We start from the raw sequence: 15,369 nt of genomic DNA, 5'->3' as shown, positions 1-15,369 counted from the left end.
TGTCTTGTCAGTTGGATGGGTTGAGATCACCTGGGATTGACCTTGACGTTGAGCCGGATCAGCTTCCACTCGCCGTCGGACGGTATGAAGTCGAGCTCGAAGGCGACGCGGGCGTGCTCCGGGTCGAAGTGGCCCTCGACGAGCAGCTTGCCGTCATCGTCGACCTTGGGCGCCGGATCGTAGACCGGTTTCAGCGCTGCAATGATGTCGAAGTCGATGCGCTTGTCGCGAAACACCTTGAACGTCTCGGCCAGCTTCTCCGGTGGGTACTTGATGCGGAAAGGCTGAGACAGCTTGGCATGCAGGACGGTGTAATTGTTGGTGACGTTGGCGTCGTTGAACGTCAGCAATGAGGATTTGACGAGCGCCTCGAGGGCACGCTCCCCGGGAACCTTGTTCTGCGCCTGCGCGGCCGCGGCAACCAGAATCAAAGCGAATGTGCAGACCAGACGAGCAATCGCGGACATCACGGCACCTCCCCGCGGCCAAGATAGCCGCGGGCGTGGCCGATGCGAAGCCGATCATGCCTGCAGAACGGTTCGTCGGACCGCGGCCGCTGCGGCGCGCTTTGTCTCCTCGCCCAGCCAGGCCGCAAGTCGCGGCTCGGCCCGGCCCACGCGGGCGGCGGCAATGCGCTCGAGCGGACGCGACCGCAACTCGCGCTTGGTGAAGGCGAAGGCTTGCGGCGGCAGCTCGGCGTAGCGGCGTGCCCGATCGGTGCACGTGCCGGCAGCGCGCCCCTCCGTGGCGATCATGGGCTTCGTGATCACCAAGAAGAGCGCCACGGAGGGGGGCGCTCCCGACGAAGACATGAGGCGCCTACAACAAGAACGCCGTCGCCAATCCCAGGAAGGCCAGGAAGCCGATCACATCGGTGACGGTGGTCAGGAACACCGTCGACGAGACGGCGGGATCGATGCCGAACTTCTGCAGGCCGAGCGGGATCAGCGTGCCGGCCAGGGCGGCGGCGAGCAGATTGCAGATCATCGCGGCGCCGATCACCGCGCCGAGCCGCCAGTCGCCATACCAGGCGACCACGGCTGCCCCCATCAGCAGGGCGAACACCAGGCCGTTGAGGCCGCCGACCGCAGCCTCCTTGGCGACGAAGCGAAGGGCGTTGGCAGCCGTCAGCTCGCCCATCGCCAGGGCGCGTACCGCCACCGTGACGGTCTGCGTGCCGGCATTGCCGCCCATCGACGCCACGATGGGCATCAGCACGGCAAGCGCCACGATCTTCTCGATCGAGTGCTCGAACTGGCCGATGACCAGGGATGCAAGCACCGCCGTGGCGAGATTGACAGTCAGCCACAGCGCGCGCAGGCGGGCGGTGCGCACCGGGCTTGCGTGCATGTCATCGATGCCCACGCCGCCCATCTTGAGGAGGTCGGCCTCGGCCTCCTCGTCGATCACATCGACCACATCGTCGACCATGATCACGCCGGCGAGCCGGCCGCCCGCATCGACGACCGGGCAGGACACCAGGTTCATGTCGCGGAACAGATGAGCGACCTCGGCCTGCTCGGCCAGCGCGGGCACCGAGGGGATGTCGGGATCGACGATGTCGCGGATCGGTACCGGCCGTTTGGTGCGCAGCATGCGGCCGAGCGGCACCGAGCCCTGCAGGCGGCCGGTGGCATCGACCACGAAGATGTCATAGACGTCGTCCGGCAGGTCGGTCGCTTCGCGGCAATGGTCGATCACCTGGCCGACCGTCCAGCCGTCCGGCACCTTGACGAGCGAGCGCTGCATCAGGCGGCCGGCGGTGCCCTCGGGATAGGCCAGCGTGCTCTCGATGTCGGCGCGCTCGTCGGGCGGCAGCTCGGCCAGCACCTCGCGGCGCTCGTCCTCGGGCAGATCCTCGAGGATCTGGGCCGCATCGTCGGCTTCCAGCTCGTGGGCCGCCGCCGCGATGTCCTTGCTGTCGAGCTGCTCCAGGACGTCCTCGAGCACCTCCTCGTCAAGCTCCGTCAGCGCCTCGGGGTCGAGGTCGCGCTTCAGGATGCCGACCAGCTTGTCGCGTTCGGGCTCGGTGAGCTGCTCTAGGACGAATGCCTGGCCGCTGGCGCTGAGCTCGCCCAGCAGGCTCCTGACTTCTTCGGGACGATCTTCGGCGAGCGCGGCCTCGACGCGCCGGATCAGCTCCGGCGGGACTTCGTCGAGGATCTCCGCGTCGCCGCTCATCCCCGCGCCTCGGCCAGGCGCTGGGCCTCGACGACGGCGAGCGCCGTCATGTTCAGGATGCCGCGGGCGGTCACCGACGGCGTGAGGACGTGGGCCGGCAGCGCCGTGCCGAGCAGCATCGGGCCGATATGCAGGCCGTCGGCGGCATTTTTCAAGAGGTTGAAGCCGATATTGGCAGCGTCGAGCGACGGACAGACCACCAGGTTGGCGGCGTCCTTGAGGCGCGAGCGCGGGAACACGCTGCTGCGGATTTCCGGATCGAGCGCGGCGTCGCCGTGCATCTCGCCGTCGACCTCGAGGGCCGGCGCGCGCTCATGCAGCATCTTGACGGCCTGCGCCATCTTGCGCGCCGAGGGATGATCGGAGCTGCCGAAGCTCGAATGCGACAGCAGCGCCACCTTGGGCTGGATGCCGAAGCGCAGCACCTCGTCGGCCGCCAGCAGGGTGATGTTGACCAGGGTCTCGGGATCGGGATCGTCGTTGACGTAGGTGTCGGCGATGAACAGCGACTTGGTCGGCATGACCAGCAGGCTGAGCGCCGCCATATTCTTCACGCCCTCGCGCGTGCCGATGACGTCGCGCACATGGTTGAAGTGCGTGCGGAACCGGCCATAGGCGCCGGCGATCATCGCATCGGCATCGCCCAGCCGCACCGCCAGGGCGGCGATCAGGGTCGGGCTGGAGCGCACGAGGTTGCGCGCCGTCGGCTCGGTGACGCCGCGCCGCTCCATGAGCTGATGGTAGGCGCTCCAATAGCGGTCGTAGCGCGGATCGTTCGACGGATCGATCAGCTCGGCATCGACCCCGGGGCGAAAGCCGAGCCCCAGGCGCTCGGCGCGGCGCCGGACGATGTCGGGCCGGCCGATCAGCATCGGGCGGGCGACGCCCTCGTCGAGGACGATCTGCACGGCGCGCAGGACACGGTCATCCTCGCCGGCGCTGAAGATCACCCGCTTGGGCGTGCTGCGCGCCTGCTCGAACACCGGCCGCATGATCAGGCCCGATTTGAACACGAACTGGCTGAGCTGCTGGCGGTAGGCGTCAAAGTCGGCGATCGGGCGCGTCGCCACGCCCGAATCCATGGCAGCCTTGGCGACCGCCGGCGCGAGCTCGACGATCAGGCGCGGATCGAACGGCTTGGGGATGATCTGGCTGGGACCGAAGCCGCCCGCCTGCTCGCCGAACGCACGCGCCACCACCTCGGACGGCTCCTTGCGCGCCAGGGCCGCGATCGCGCGAACGCAGGCGATCTTCATCTCGTCGTTGATCGTCTTGGCCCCGACGTCGAGCGCGCCGCGGAAGATGTACGGGAAGCACAGGACGTTGTTGACCTGGTTGGGATAGTCGCTGCGGCCGGTCGCCATGATGGCGTCGTCGCGCACCTCGGCCACGTCTTCCGGCGTGATCTCGGGATTGGGGTTGGCGAGGGCGAAGATCAGCGGCCTGCTCGCCATCTCGGCCACCATCGGCTTCTTCAGCACGCCTGCCGCCGACAGGCCGAGGAAGATGTCGGCGCCGCAGATCACCTCGCCCAGGGTGCGTGCTGTCGTGTCGCGGGCGTAGCGCTCCTTCCACGGGTCCATCAGCTCGTTGCGGCCCTTCCACACGACGCCGGCGATGTCGGTGACCCACATGTTGGCGCGCGGCAGGCCGAGCTTCTCGAGCACACCGAGGCACGACAGGGCGGCCGCGCCGGCGCCAGACACCACGAGCTTGACCTTGTCGATGTCCTTGGCCACCAGCGACAACCCGTTCAGCACCGCCGCGCCGACGATGATCGCCGTGCCGTGCTGGTCGTCGTGGAACACCGGGATCGACATGCGCTCGCGCAGCTTCTGCTCGACGTAGAAGCACTCGGGCGCCTTGATGTCCTCGAGGTTGATGCCGCCGAAGGTCGGCTCGAGCGCCGCCACGATCTCGACCAGCTTCTCCTGGTCGTCCTGGTTGAGCTCGAGATCGAACACGTCGATGCCGGCGAATTTCTTGAACAGGACGCCCTTGCCCTCCATCACCGGCTTGGCAGCAAGCGGGCCGATGGCGCCGAGCCCCAGCACCGCGGTGCCGTTGGTCACCACCGCCACCAGGTTGGCGCGGCCAGTCAGCTCGGCGGCCGTGGCCGGATCGCGCACGATCTCGTTGCAGGCCGCCGCCACGCCGGGCGAATAGGCGAGCGAAAGATCGCGCTGGGTAGCCAGCGGCTTGGTCGGAACGACCTCGGTCTTTCCGGGACGCGGCAGGCGGTGGTAGCGCAGCGCGCTTTCGGTCAATTCGTCCGCCACGCCGGCCTCCACTCCTGCCCCGACAAGAAGGGCCCATCGATCCCATCAAAAAAAGGGGCCGCCCGAAGGCGGCAATAGGATCACCCTTTTCGATCGAACCGGCGAGTTGGTGCGGCCAAGAAGACTCGAACTTCCACGCCTCGCGGCACTAGCACCTCAAGCTAGCGCGTCTACCAATTCCGCCATGGCCGCGCCGGATCGATGCGGCGGGGGATACCAAATAGGTCCCGCAGTGGCAAGGCGACTGCGCGCCCTATTGCACATGGCCTCGACAGCCCCGATTTTGCCGTCATGGATCAACCCGAATGATGGACCGGCCGGAATGGCGCCTGTCCGACGGCGCCGTCCCCTATTCGGAGGCCCTGGCCGCCATGGAGACCCGGGTGGCCGACATCCGCGCCGGCCGCGCCGGCGAGCTGATCTGGCTGCTGGAGCACCCGCCGCTCTACACGGCTGGCACCAGCGCCAAGCCGCAGGACCTGCTGGAGCCGATGCGCTTTCCGGTTCACGCGACGGGGCGAGGTGGGCAGTACACCTATCACGGTCCCGGCCAGCGTGTGGTCTACGTGATGCTGGATCTCAGGGCGCGCCGGCAGGACGTGCGGCGCTTCGTCTTCGACCTGGAGGAATGGGCCATCCGCACTCTCGCCCGCTTCGCCGTGACGGCGGAGCGGCGCGCTGGCCGGGTCGGCGTCTGGGTGGGACGGCCCGACAAGCCCCACCTCGCCAACGGCCAGCCGCGCGAGGACAAGATCGCGGCGATCGGCGTGCGCATTCGCCACTGGGTGTCGTTCCATGGCCTGTCGATCAATGTCGAACCCGACCTCTCACACTACGCCGGCATCGTGCCGTGCGGCATAGCTGAGCATGGAGTGACCTCGCTGGTCGATCTCGGCCTGCCGGTGACTCTTGCCGATCTCGACGCGGCGCTGGCGGCGACGTTCGATGAGGTGTTCGGCGCCTCGCGAACGCTCAGGCCGTCGGCCGCCGCGTAAACCCGTCGGGGATATCCGCCGCCTCGGCCGGCAGCACCTCGACCGTGTCGACCCGTGCCAGCGACGGGCCGCGCCGGCACGCCGCGACCATCCTGTCGACCGTCGCCGCCTCGCCGGCGAACACCGCTTCGACGGAGTCGTCGACCCGATTGCGCACCCATCCACTGAGCCCGAGCTGGCGCGCCACCGCCTGCGTCCAGTCGCGATAGCCGACGCCCTGGACTCTGCCCGTCACGACAACACGAACGATCTTCATGCGATAGGCATTCTGCAGCAGTCTCTTCTTCTTCGCATCGTCGACGCAGATTGTGCAGTTGATTGCACGCCGGCAGTAGCCGTCGCAGCAGGCGTCAGCTTAGACTCGCCGGCATGTCCAGGACCACGCTACCGAACTCGACCTATCTCGATCTCACCAGCTATCAGACAACCCTGGCGACGACGCCTGAGGGAGCCTACAACCTCAACCCGCCGACCCTCAGCACGATGACGCTCAACGTCGCGCTGATTCTGCCGCGCGCCAACGATCCATCCGCGCTGCTGAGCAGCGATTGGGCGACGCGCCAGGCGACCCTGGCCGAGCTCGAGAGCAGCGGCACGCTGTGGACGACCTACGGCGCCAACCAGAACGACTACACCGCCGCTCTCGCCGAGCTGCAGCATCTCGGGATTACCGTGCTGGGCGATGCCCAAGGCAGCGGTGGCTATATCACGTCGGCCGAATCGCGAACCATCTGGGTCCAACTTTCGCCCACCCAGTTCACGACCCTGTTCGACCAGACGTTGTATGGCGTCTACCCGGACCTTCAATACTGGCACGACGAGCTGTCGCTTCCGGACACCATCAAGGCGACCGGCATCTGGCTCGACGCTCAGCCGATCTGGGGAACCTATCCGGCAACAAGCGATCTGGGCGGACAGCCGGCCCTCCTGCCGCAGGGCCTGCAAAGCATCGGCAACGGTTTATCGCAGAACGGCTTCTCCAAGGACTTCACCGGCGACATGGCCCAGTGGTTCTACAAGTTCCCGCTGGCCGGCAAGGACGTGCCGACCGAGACGCTCGGCCTGGTCGAACCGGAGATCGGCGATGCCCTGCCGCCGAACGTGAAATACACCTTTCAGCAAGGCCTCGACAGCTTCCGATCCCTGGCCGGGCACGGATCCGGCACGTATTACAGCGTCGCCAACAACGGGCTGAATTACGACGACGGCAATAGCCTCGAACGATCGCTCGACATCGGCGTCGTCGCCTCGGCCGCGCCGGGCAGCACGATCGGTCTGTACGGCGGCTCCGGCACCGGCAACAACGCCAACTCGAATGCCTTCACCGCCTACCAGGCGTCGTTCTGGGACCAAGTCAACAATCCCGGCGTCGTCTCCTCCTCGTTCGACATCTTTCAGCAGACCGCACCGGATTCGCCGTTCCGCCGCGCCGTGGACGAGCTCTTCATCGACGCGGCGCTGCGCAACATCACCGTGTTCGCCGCCAACAACGACTGGGGATCGAGCTACAATTTCCCCACCGGGCTAGCCCATCAGAACATCACGCACTCCTCGCCCTACATCGTGCTGGTGGGCGGCACGTCGGTCACCACCATGGAGACGGCACCGCACGACCCGTCGGTCTACAATCCGTCGGCGCCGCTCCAGTCGCTCTATGGTCAGGCGCTGGACGGCAATCTGTCGACCTTGTGGCGGTTGATCGAAGGTGGCCTGGCGACCTTGCCAACCAAGGCGGCCGGTCCCGATGCCGGCGAAAACCTGTTCCTTGAGGCGGTCTGGAACATCTATGCCATCGACGGCACCACCATGGATCCGGGCGTCATCGGAAATTTCGGCGCGAGCAACGGCGGCGTCGACATCACAAGGCCAACGCCGTCGTACCAGACCGCTTTCGGCCTCACGCCGACCACGGTCAATCCCGGCGGCGGAACCGGTCGTGGCGCTCCCGATGTCGCGGCCAACGCCGGCGGCAACATGATGTCCTACGGGCCGCCATCGACGATGGCGCCGGGCTCGCACGCTGACCTCGGGTACTACGACGGCACCAGCGCCTCGACACCTCTGTGGGCCTCGCTGGCGGCGCAGATCGACGCCGTGTTCAACGATCAGGGCTTGCCCAATCTCGGCTATGCCAATGATCTTCTCTACACCGCCGCGGCCATCGCGCCCGCCTCCTTCAACGACATCGAGCTCGGCAACAACACGTCGTCCTATCAGTACGGCGGCGACATCAACAGTGACGGCACGTTCATCTCCCTCACCGGGCTTGGCTACAATGCGGGCCCGAGCTACGATCTCACCACGGGCCTCGGCTCGCCGAACGGCACCATCCTGACACGCACATTGTCGGCGATCGCACACGCCCAGACCTCGTACGCCGACGATCCCGCCGTGCTCGAGAGCAACGGCTCGGGCGGATGGACGACGGGCGCCACTCAGAGCCTGCTGGTGCAGACGATCTCGAGCGTCGCGACGACCGTAACCGTGACGACTGGAAGCCACGACTTCAAGACGACGAGCGATGCGACATCGCACTTCGCCTGGACGAGCCAGTTCGCGCAGCAGTCACTGCAAGCGGACTTCGATTCTGCGTTGGTGCGTTTGTTCGACCAACATGCGCAAGGCGCACTGACGCCCGTCCTGGCAGCCGGCGGCAATGCCTTCGCGGTCAAGATCGGTGGCGCCGCGACGACGACGCCGCAGGTCGGCCTCACCAACGATTTCGGCTTCGTCGATTTTACCGACCTCTCGAGCGGCAGCACGGTACACGTGGCGCGCGACGTGGCGGTGGCGCAAACGGCGGGCGGACAAGACGACCAGCTCGCCGTGGTGCGCATCAGGCAAAACGGCGTGGACAAGCTTTCCCTGACGCTGTTTCGCGTCGACGACCTCACCGGCACGATCGGCAGCCTCCATCCGGGTGATGCGGGATACGCCGCGGCAGCAGCGACGCGTGCCTACAAGACAATCGACGGCGACAGCGCGATTGGCGGGCCGGGCTACGGCAACTACAACCAGGTCCTGATCGATCACGTCGACGCCGGCGACTTGATCGCCATGAAGCTCACCAACCAGTCCACCGGCAACGTCTTCTGGAGCTTCGCCGACGCCAACGAGGTGGGCAAGGACGGCAACCACGTCGGCCACCTGTGGAACTACGATCTCAACACATGGGGCTTCGAGGACAAGTTCGACGGCGGCGACCGCGACTTCAACGACATGGTCATCGGCGTGGACTTTACGAGCGCCTCGGGCCACGGCTGGACGGTGTAGCTGGGCTCGCCACCACGCCCATTGTCATCCTGACAGTTTGTGATTTTTTAGGTGTCGCTGTGCGGAGCGGCTTTGAAAAGAAGGTCCCTCGCCGCGCTCGGGACGACAACAATACTGTCATCCCGAGCGTGGCGAGGGACCTTTCCTTGCTCACACTTGCGGCTAACGGCAATGAGGTCCTTCGCTACGCTCAGAACGACAAAACGGTAGAGCGCTCCCGGTCTACGCGAACTCGATGATCTTCTGGTCGACGCGCAGGCTGTCGCCGGGCTTGGCGTGCAACGTCCTGACCGTACCGTCGCGGGCGGCGCGCAGGACGTTCTCCATCTTCATCGCTTCGACGACCGCCAGCGCCTCGCCCGCCTTGACATCCTGCCCCTCCGTGACCGCGATCGAGGACAGCAGGCCGGGCATCGGCGAGAGCAGGAACTTCGAGGTGTCGGGGGCGGCCTTGACCGGCATCAGGGCGTAGAGCTCGGCCTGGCGCGGGGTCAGCACCAGCGCCTCTGCCTGGCCGCCCTCGCTGATCAGGCGCCAGCCCGATCCGACCGCATCGACCTGCACGGCCACCGCCTGTCCATCGATCTTGGCGTGGAACAGCGGCTCGCCGGGCGCCCAGAAGGTCTCGACCTTGAGCTTGCGCTTACCCACCGTGACCGCATAGCCCTTCTGCGAGCTCGTCACCTCGAGCGCCACCGGCTCGCGATTCAGCATGACCACCCGCTTGTCCTGCAGCGTGCCGATGCGCTCCGACTTGATGCGGTCGACCACAGCGGCAACCGCGGCCAGCATCGCCGGATCACGCGGCGGCAGATGGGCCGCGGTGAAACCTCCACGGAACTCCTCGGCGATGAAGTTGGTGGTGAGCCTGCCCTCGCGGAAGCGCGGATGGGCCATCAGCGCGGCCAGGAACGGCACGTTGTGCGAGACGCCGCGCACGTAGAACTCGTCGAGCGCCCGTCGCATGCGCTCGATCGCATCGATGCGCGTCTTGCCGTAGGTGCAGAGCTTGGCGATCATCGGATCGTAGAACATCGAGATCTCGCCGCCCTCGAACACGCCCGTGTCGACGCGCACGTCGGGCCCGGCGACGGGCTCGCGATACTTCACCAGGCGGCCCGTCGAGGGCAGGAAGTTGCGGAACGGATCCTCGGCGTAAAGCCGAGCCTCGACCGCCCAACCGTCGAGCTTGAGTTCCTCCTGGGTGAGCGGCAGCTTCTCCCCGGCGGCAACCCGTATCATCAGCTCCACGAGATCGAGGCCGGTGATCAGCTCGGTCACCGGATGCTCGACCTGCAGGCGCGTGTTCATCTCGAGGAAGTAGAACTTGCGGTTCTTGTCGACGATGAACTCGACCGTGCCGGCGCTCTTGTATTGCACCGCCTTGGCGAGCGCGACCGCCTCCTCGCCCATCGCCTTGCGCGTCGTCGCGTCGAGGAACGGGCTCGGCGCCTCCTCGATCACCTTCTGATGGCGGCGCTGGATCGAGCACTCGCGCTCCCAGAGATAGAGACAGTTGCCGTGGCCGTCGGCGATCAGCTGGATCTCGATGTGGCGCGGCTCCTCGACGTACTTCTCGATGAACACGCGGTCGTCGGCGAACGACGCCTTGGCCTCGTTGGTGGCCGAGCCGAATCCCTCTCGCGTCTCCTCGTCATTGTAGGCAATTCGCATGCCCTTGCCGCCGCCGCCGGCCGACGCCTTGATCATCACCGGATAGCCGACCTCGCGGGCGATCTTCACCGCCTCCTCGGCATTGGGGATGGCGTGCAGGTAGCCCGGCACGGTGCTGACGCCGGCCGCCAGCGCGAGCTTCTTGGATTCGATCTTGTCGCCCATGGCGTGGATCGCATGCGCATCGGGCCCGATGAACACGATGCCGGCCTTGGCCAGCGCCTCCTGGAACTCCTGCTTCTCCGACAGGAAGCCGTAACCCGGATGGACCGCCTGGGCGCCGGTCTTCTTGCAAGCCTCGACGATGCGGTCGACCAGCAGGTAGGACTGGGTCGAGGGCGGCGGGCCGATCAGCACCGCCTCGTCGGCAGTGCGCACATGCAGGGCGTCGGCGTCGGCCTCCGAGTAGACCGCCACGGTCTTGATGCCGAGCCGCTTGCAGGTGCGCATGACGCGACAGGCGATCTCGCCGCGATTGGCGATCAGGATCTTGTCGAAGGGCGGCTTCTTGGCAGCCATGCTTACGGTTCCTTCTTGGTGCGGTCGAACAAGCCCTTGGACCAGGCGGTGTGGGCGACGATCAGGGGAAGCCACGCCGTCAGCACCCACAGCCACCATGGGTAGCGGCTGCTGAACAGGGCATTGACGGCAATCAGGACGAGCAGCGTGAACAGCGCCACGATGAGATGCAGCCGCACCGGCCGGGCGCGCCGCATCCGCTCTTCGGGGGACAGGGTCACGAGATTTTCACTCCTCCCCAGCTCCGCTGGGGAGGTGCCCCGTCATACGGGGCGGAGGGGTCATGAGCAGCGGGACTGAGGCCCATGACCCCTCCGTCCGCGATTACGCGGACACCTCCCCAGCGAAGCTGGGGAGGAGAATGGAAGAGGCGATGACGATCCACGGCCCTCACAGCGGGATGTTGCCGTGCTTGCGCCAGGGATTTTCCAGCTTCTTGTTCTCGAGCATCTTCAGCGCCCGGCAGACGCGGCGACGCGTGCCGTGCGGCATGATCACGTCGTCGATGAAGCCGCGGTTGGCGGCGACGAACGGGTTGGCGAACTTCTGGCGGTATTCCTCGGTGCGCTTGGCTATCGCCGTGGCATCGCCGATGTCGGACCGGAAGATGATCTCGACCGCGCCCTTGGCGCCCATCACCGCGATCTCGGCCCCCGGCCAAGCGTAGTTGACGTCGCCGCGCAGGTGCTTGGACGCCATGACGTCGTAGGCACCGCCATAGGCCTTGCGCGTGATCACCGTCACCTTGGGCACGGTCGCCTCGGCATAGGCGTAGAGCAGCTTGGCGCCGTGCTTGATGATGGCGCCGTACTCCTGGGCCGTGCCCGGCAGGAAGCCCGGCACGTCGACGAAGGTGACGATCGGGATGTTGAAGGCGTCGCAGAAGCGAACGAAGCGGGCGCCCTTGCGCGCGCTGTCGATGTCGAGGCAGCCTGCCAGCACCATCGGCTGGTTGGCAACGAAGCCTACCGTCTGGCCGGCCATGCGGCCGAAGCCGACCACGATATTGCCGGCCCATTCCGGCGACAGCTCGAAGAAATCGCCCTCGTCGACGACCTTCAGGATGAGCTCCTTGATGTCGTACGGCTTATTGGGATTGTCCGGCACCAGCGTGTCGAGCGAGGCGTCGTCGCGGTCGGCCGGATCGAGCGTCGGCCGCACCGGTACTTTCTCGCGGTTGCTCGCCGGCAGGAAGTCGACGAAGCGGCGGAGCTGCAGCAGCGCCTCGACGTCGTTCTCGAAGGCGAGGTCGGCGATGCCCGATTTCTGCGTGTGCGTCAGCGCGCCGCCCAGCTCCTCCTGGGTCACCGACTCGTGGGTCACCGTCTTCACCACATCGGGGCCAGTCACGAACATGTAAGAGCTGTCCTTCACCATGAAGATGAAGTCGGTCATGGCCGGCGAGTAGACCGCGCCGCCAGCGCACGGCCCCATGACCATCGAGATCTGCGGGATCACACCCGAGGCCATGACGTTGCGCTGGAACACGTCGGCGTAGCCGGCCAGCGAATCGACGCCCTCCTGGATGCGTGCGCCGCCCGAATCGTTCAGGCCGAGGACCGGCGCGCCGACCTTCATGGCCATGTCCATGACCTTGCAGATCTTTGCAGCATGCATGGCTGACAGCGCACCGCCGAACACGGTGAAATCCTGGCTGAACACGTAGACCGGCCGGCCGTTGATCGTGCCGTGGCCGGTCACCACGCCATCGCCGGGAATTTTCTGGTTCTCCATGCCGAAATCGATGGAGCGGTGCTCGACGAACATGTCGAACTCCTCGAACGAGCCGGGGTCGAGCAGGGCATCGATGCGCTCGCGGGCGGTCAGCTTGCCCTTGGCGTGCTGCGCCTCGACGCGGCGCTTGCCTCCGCCCTGGCGCGCGGCAAGGCGCCTGCGCTCCAGCTCTTCCAACAAATGCTGCATTGCACTCTCCGGCTTCGTGACCGTTTTGGGACATTGGCAGCGCGGCGTCCAGTCTCGACGGCGCCGCCAGGGAGGCTCATTTCCGCGACGCTGTCATTCTCCTCCCCAGCTTCGCTGGGGAGGAGAATGAAAACAGAGCGGGCTCCCGGTCCGTCACCTCAGGAAGCGCTTTTCGTCGTCCTTGACCCGGCCCATGCCTTGCAGGTCGAAGACGTCGTCCACACTGGCGATGCTCGCCTCCACGCTGTGGATACCGCCGTCGCGGCGGATCCGGGCAAAGGTCTCGCGCATCGCCCCGACGCTCGCCCGGATGGCGTGGTTGCCCCAGATCAGCAGGCCGACCTTGCCGAGTGCGCGCACCCTGGCCACCGTCATCTGCGGGTAGGCCGTCGGCACCAAGGCGAGCGGCGCCTTGCCGTCCCACGCCCGGGCGAAGGCCTCGATCTCGTCGGGCGTCTTCTGCTTGGAATGGACCAGGATCATGTCGGCGCCGGCCGCCTCGTAGGCGCGCGCCCTCTTCAAGGCCTCGTCCTGGCCGAGCCCCGCGATCAACGCTTCGGTCCGGGCCACGATCACGAAGGAAGGATCGCGCCGGGCGGCGCGCGCCGCTTCGATCTTGCCCTGGAATTCCTCGATGCGGACCATGTCCTGGCGGCCGCCGGCGATCAGGCTGGTGACCTTGGGAAAGCTCTTGTCCTCCATGACGATGGCGGCGGCGCCCGCCCGCTCGTACTGCTCGATCGCGTAGAGCACGTTGATGGCGTTGCCGAAGCCGGTATCGATGTCGGCCACCACCGGCAGGCCGCTGCGATCGACCATGGCGCGTGTCATGTCGAGATGCTGGGTCATCGACACGACGCTGACGTCGGGTACGCCGTACATCGCCGAAAGCTCGAAGCCCGAGGCCCAGATGGCGTCGAAGCCTGCTTCGGCCGCCAGCATCGCAGAAAGCGGGCTGTGCGCCGCCATCGCCTCGACCAGCCCGGAGCGGGCCAATGTTTCGCGCAGTTTGCTGCCAGCCGACATGCTCATCCCTTCAACCGTTGATCTTCCAGATAGGCGAGAAAGCGGGCGCCGGCCGCAAGGTCACGGCGGATACCGGCGTGCCGCTCGGCCGCAATTGGATCCTCGCCCCAGCGCTCGATCTGGTAGAGCTCGTCGAGCTGGGCCGCGTCGAAAGCTTGCTCCGCCGTCAACCGCCCTTCGGCGACGGCAAGCGCGATCACCAGCGAGCCTGCGATGTGCGTCAGGTTGTAAAGCGCCGACAGCGCCAGATCGGAATGCGCCGCCACGGCGGCGCGCAAACTGGCAACCGACTGCGCGGGCTGAGTGACGAAACTCGTGCCGTCGACGACCACGAGCGGCGCACCGTAGCGGCTCGCCGACCAGTCGAGCAGCGGTTGCCAGAGCGAACGCTGGCGCTCGACCAGGCTCGGCGGATCAATGGCGCGGTAGCAGAGAAGATCGGACTCGGCATACTTTGCGGTGTCCGCGATCACCTGGTCACGCTGGCGCGTCACTCGATCGAGACCGGTGGCCGCCAGCCTTGTCAGCGGCAGATGCGATACCCCGATGTCGGCTTTCTCCGGAACGTCGCCCCATTCACCGGCAATCGCCTCGGCGAGTGTACGCGTCGGCACCACCAGGACCGCTTTCGCCGGTGTCCGCATCGGCTTGCCATCGAGCAGCACGCGGTGGCCGTCCTCGGTCTGCTCGACCGCCGTTTCCTTGTAGAAGCGCTTCATCCCTGCCCTGCTTGCGCATTGAACGGCTCGATGCGCGCCACGTGGAAGGCCGGCCGTGCCTGGATCGAGGCCCACCAGGCAGCGACCTTGGGACGTCGTGTGCTGGCCATCTCGTCCGGCGCGATCTCCTCGTCGAGGCGCTTGACGAACGGCACGGCGCCAATGTCGGCAAGCGAGTATCGGTCGCCAGCAAGCCACGGCGTTTGTCCCAAGGTCTCCTCCATGCGGTCGAGCAGCCCGCTCACCAGCCGCCCGCGCGCCTCGGCGCGTTCGTCGTCGGTATAGGGCCGGCGCGCCGTCCTGAGCCAGGCCTCGCGCCGTTCGCGGCTCGGCACCCTGGCGAGCTTCTCGGCCAGCTCGGCATCGGACCATTGCTGCGCAACCTTGGCCATCGAGTGCGCCCAGTTGAAGACGATCAGGTTGCCGATCAGGCCGTCGACGTGGCGGATCCAGTTGCGCATGACGGCACGATTGTACGGATCGACCGGCCGCAACGGCGGCTCCGGATAAGTCTCGTCGAGCCATTCGCAGATCGTGCCGCTTTCGTAGAGCGACCGTCCGTCCTCCAGGATGAGCAGCGGGATGACGCCGTTTGGATTGAGCTTCAGGAAGGCCGGCGAATGATGCTCCATCTTGGTGAGATCGATGATCCGGCTCTCGAACGCGAGCCCCTTCTCGGCCAGGCAGAGCCGCACACGCCGTGAAGCGCTCGATCGCCAGCCATGATAAAGCGTGAGCATTGCAGTCCTCGTGCGTCTCGCGGTTTCCCTTAGCCTGTCG

13 protein-coding genes and 1 tRNA gene are annotated in these 15,369 nt (G+C 66.5%); 2 read left to right on the top strand and 12 right to left on the bottom strand.

All coding sequences use genetic code 11. From position 1 onward, the window contains the following. Positions 1 to 26: 26 nt before the first annotated feature. The 5 genes from ACILR9_RS28115 to ACILR9_RS28095 form a co-directional block, all read right to left on the bottom strand. On the bottom strand, positions 27 to 467 hold the full coding sequence (locus ACILR9_RS28115; protein WP_395713288.1) for a hypothetical protein: 441 nt from the start codon (positions 465 to 467) through the stop codon (positions 27 to 29). A gap of 54 nt (positions 468 to 521) precedes the next feature. Beyond that, positions 522 to 785 carry a hypothetical protein gene (locus tag ACILR9_RS28110; RefSeq protein ID WP_395713287.1) on the bottom strand — a complete coding sequence of 88 codons (264 nt, stop codon included), beginning with the start codon at positions 783 to 785 and terminating at the stop codon, positions 522 to 524. 34 nt (positions 786 to 819) lie between these two features. Further along, on the bottom strand, positions 820 to 2,181 hold the full coding sequence (mgtE, locus tag ACILR9_RS28105) for a magnesium transporter (RefSeq protein ID WP_395713286.1): 1,362 nt from the start codon (positions 2,179 to 2,181) through the stop codon (positions 820 to 822). Next, positions 2,178 to 4,460 (bottom strand): NADP-dependent malic enzyme, encoded by a 2,283-nt coding sequence (locus ACILR9_RS28100; RefSeq protein ID WP_395713285.1) that lies wholly within the window; start codon positions 4,458 to 4,460, stop codon positions 2,178 to 2,180. Before ACILR9_RS28100 ends, mgtE begins: the two co-directional genes overlap by 4 nt. A 107-nt stretch (positions 4,461 to 4,567) precedes the next feature. After that, positions 4,568 to 4,652: transfer RNA gene (locus tag ACILR9_RS28095), tRNA-Leu, on the bottom strand. A gap of 113 nt (positions 4,653 to 4,765) precedes the next feature. Here ACILR9_RS28095 and lipB point away from each other — a divergent pair. Next, entirely contained in the window at positions 4,766 to 5,455 is a 690-nt protein-coding gene (lipB, locus tag ACILR9_RS28090) for a lipoyl(octanoyl) transferase LipB (RefSeq protein WP_395713284.1), read from the top strand. On the opposite strand, the gene ACILR9_RS28085 is transcribed toward lipB, so the two are convergent. After that, on the bottom strand, positions 5,433 to 5,711 hold the full coding sequence (locus tag ACILR9_RS28085) for an acylphosphatase (RefSeq protein ID WP_395713283.1): 279 nt from the start codon (positions 5,709 to 5,711) through the stop codon (positions 5,433 to 5,435). The genes lipB and ACILR9_RS28085 overlap by 23 nt on opposite strands. A 113-nt stretch (positions 5,712 to 5,824) precedes the next feature. On the opposite strand from ACILR9_RS28085, the gene ACILR9_RS28080 reads away from it, so the two are divergent. After that, positions 5,825 to 8,728, top strand: coding sequence for a DUF4114 domain-containing protein (locus ACILR9_RS28080; protein ID WP_395713282.1), 2,904 nt, complete (start codon positions 5,825 to 5,827; stop codon positions 8,726 to 8,728). Positions 8,729 to 8,950: 222 nt separating this feature from the next. On the opposite strand, the gene ACILR9_RS28075 is transcribed toward ACILR9_RS28080, so the two are convergent. From ACILR9_RS28075 to ACILR9_RS28050, 6 genes are all read right to left on the bottom strand, one after another. Further along, on the bottom strand, positions 8,951 to 10,921 hold the full coding sequence (locus tag ACILR9_RS28075) for an acetyl-CoA carboxylase biotin carboxylase subunit (RefSeq protein ID WP_395713281.1): 1,971 nt from the start codon (positions 10,919 to 10,921) through the stop codon (positions 8,951 to 8,953). A gap of 2 nt (positions 10,922 to 10,923) precedes the next feature. Next, positions 10,924 to 11,142, bottom strand: coding sequence for a hypothetical protein (locus ACILR9_RS28070; protein ID WP_395713280.1), 219 nt, complete (start codon positions 11,140 to 11,142; stop codon positions 10,924 to 10,926). Between the two features lie 169 nt (positions 11,143 to 11,311). Continuing rightward, positions 11,312 to 12,844, bottom strand: coding sequence for an acyl-CoA carboxylase subunit beta (locus ACILR9_RS28065; RefSeq protein WP_395713279.1), 1,533 nt, complete (start codon positions 12,842 to 12,844; stop codon positions 11,312 to 11,314). Between the two features lie 153 nt (positions 12,845 to 12,997). Next, positions 12,998 to 13,870 (bottom strand): phosphonopyruvate hydrolase, encoded by an 873-nt coding sequence (locus tag ACILR9_RS28060; RefSeq protein ID WP_395713278.1) that lies wholly within the window; start codon positions 13,868 to 13,870, stop codon positions 12,998 to 13,000. Positions 13,871 to 13,872: 2 nt separating this feature from the next. Next, entirely contained in the window at positions 13,873 to 14,589 is a 717-nt protein-coding gene (locus ACILR9_RS28055; RefSeq protein WP_395713277.1) for an ATP12 family chaperone protein, read from the bottom strand. Continuing rightward, positions 14,586 to 15,329 (bottom strand): glutathione S-transferase family protein, encoded by a 744-nt coding sequence (locus tag ACILR9_RS28050; RefSeq protein WP_395713276.1) that lies wholly within the window; start codon positions 15,327 to 15,329, stop codon positions 14,586 to 14,588. Before ACILR9_RS28050 ends, ACILR9_RS28055 begins: the two co-directional genes overlap by 4 nt. Between the last annotated feature and the right edge of the window lie 40 nt (positions 15,330 to 15,369).

It is taken from the genome of Reyranella sp. (assembly GCF_044224635.1).
Taxonomy (GTDB): Bacteria; Pseudomonadota; Alphaproteobacteria; order Reyranellales; family Reyranellaceae; genus Reyranella.
This window is presented reverse-complemented; position numbering and strand designations above follow the sequence as displayed.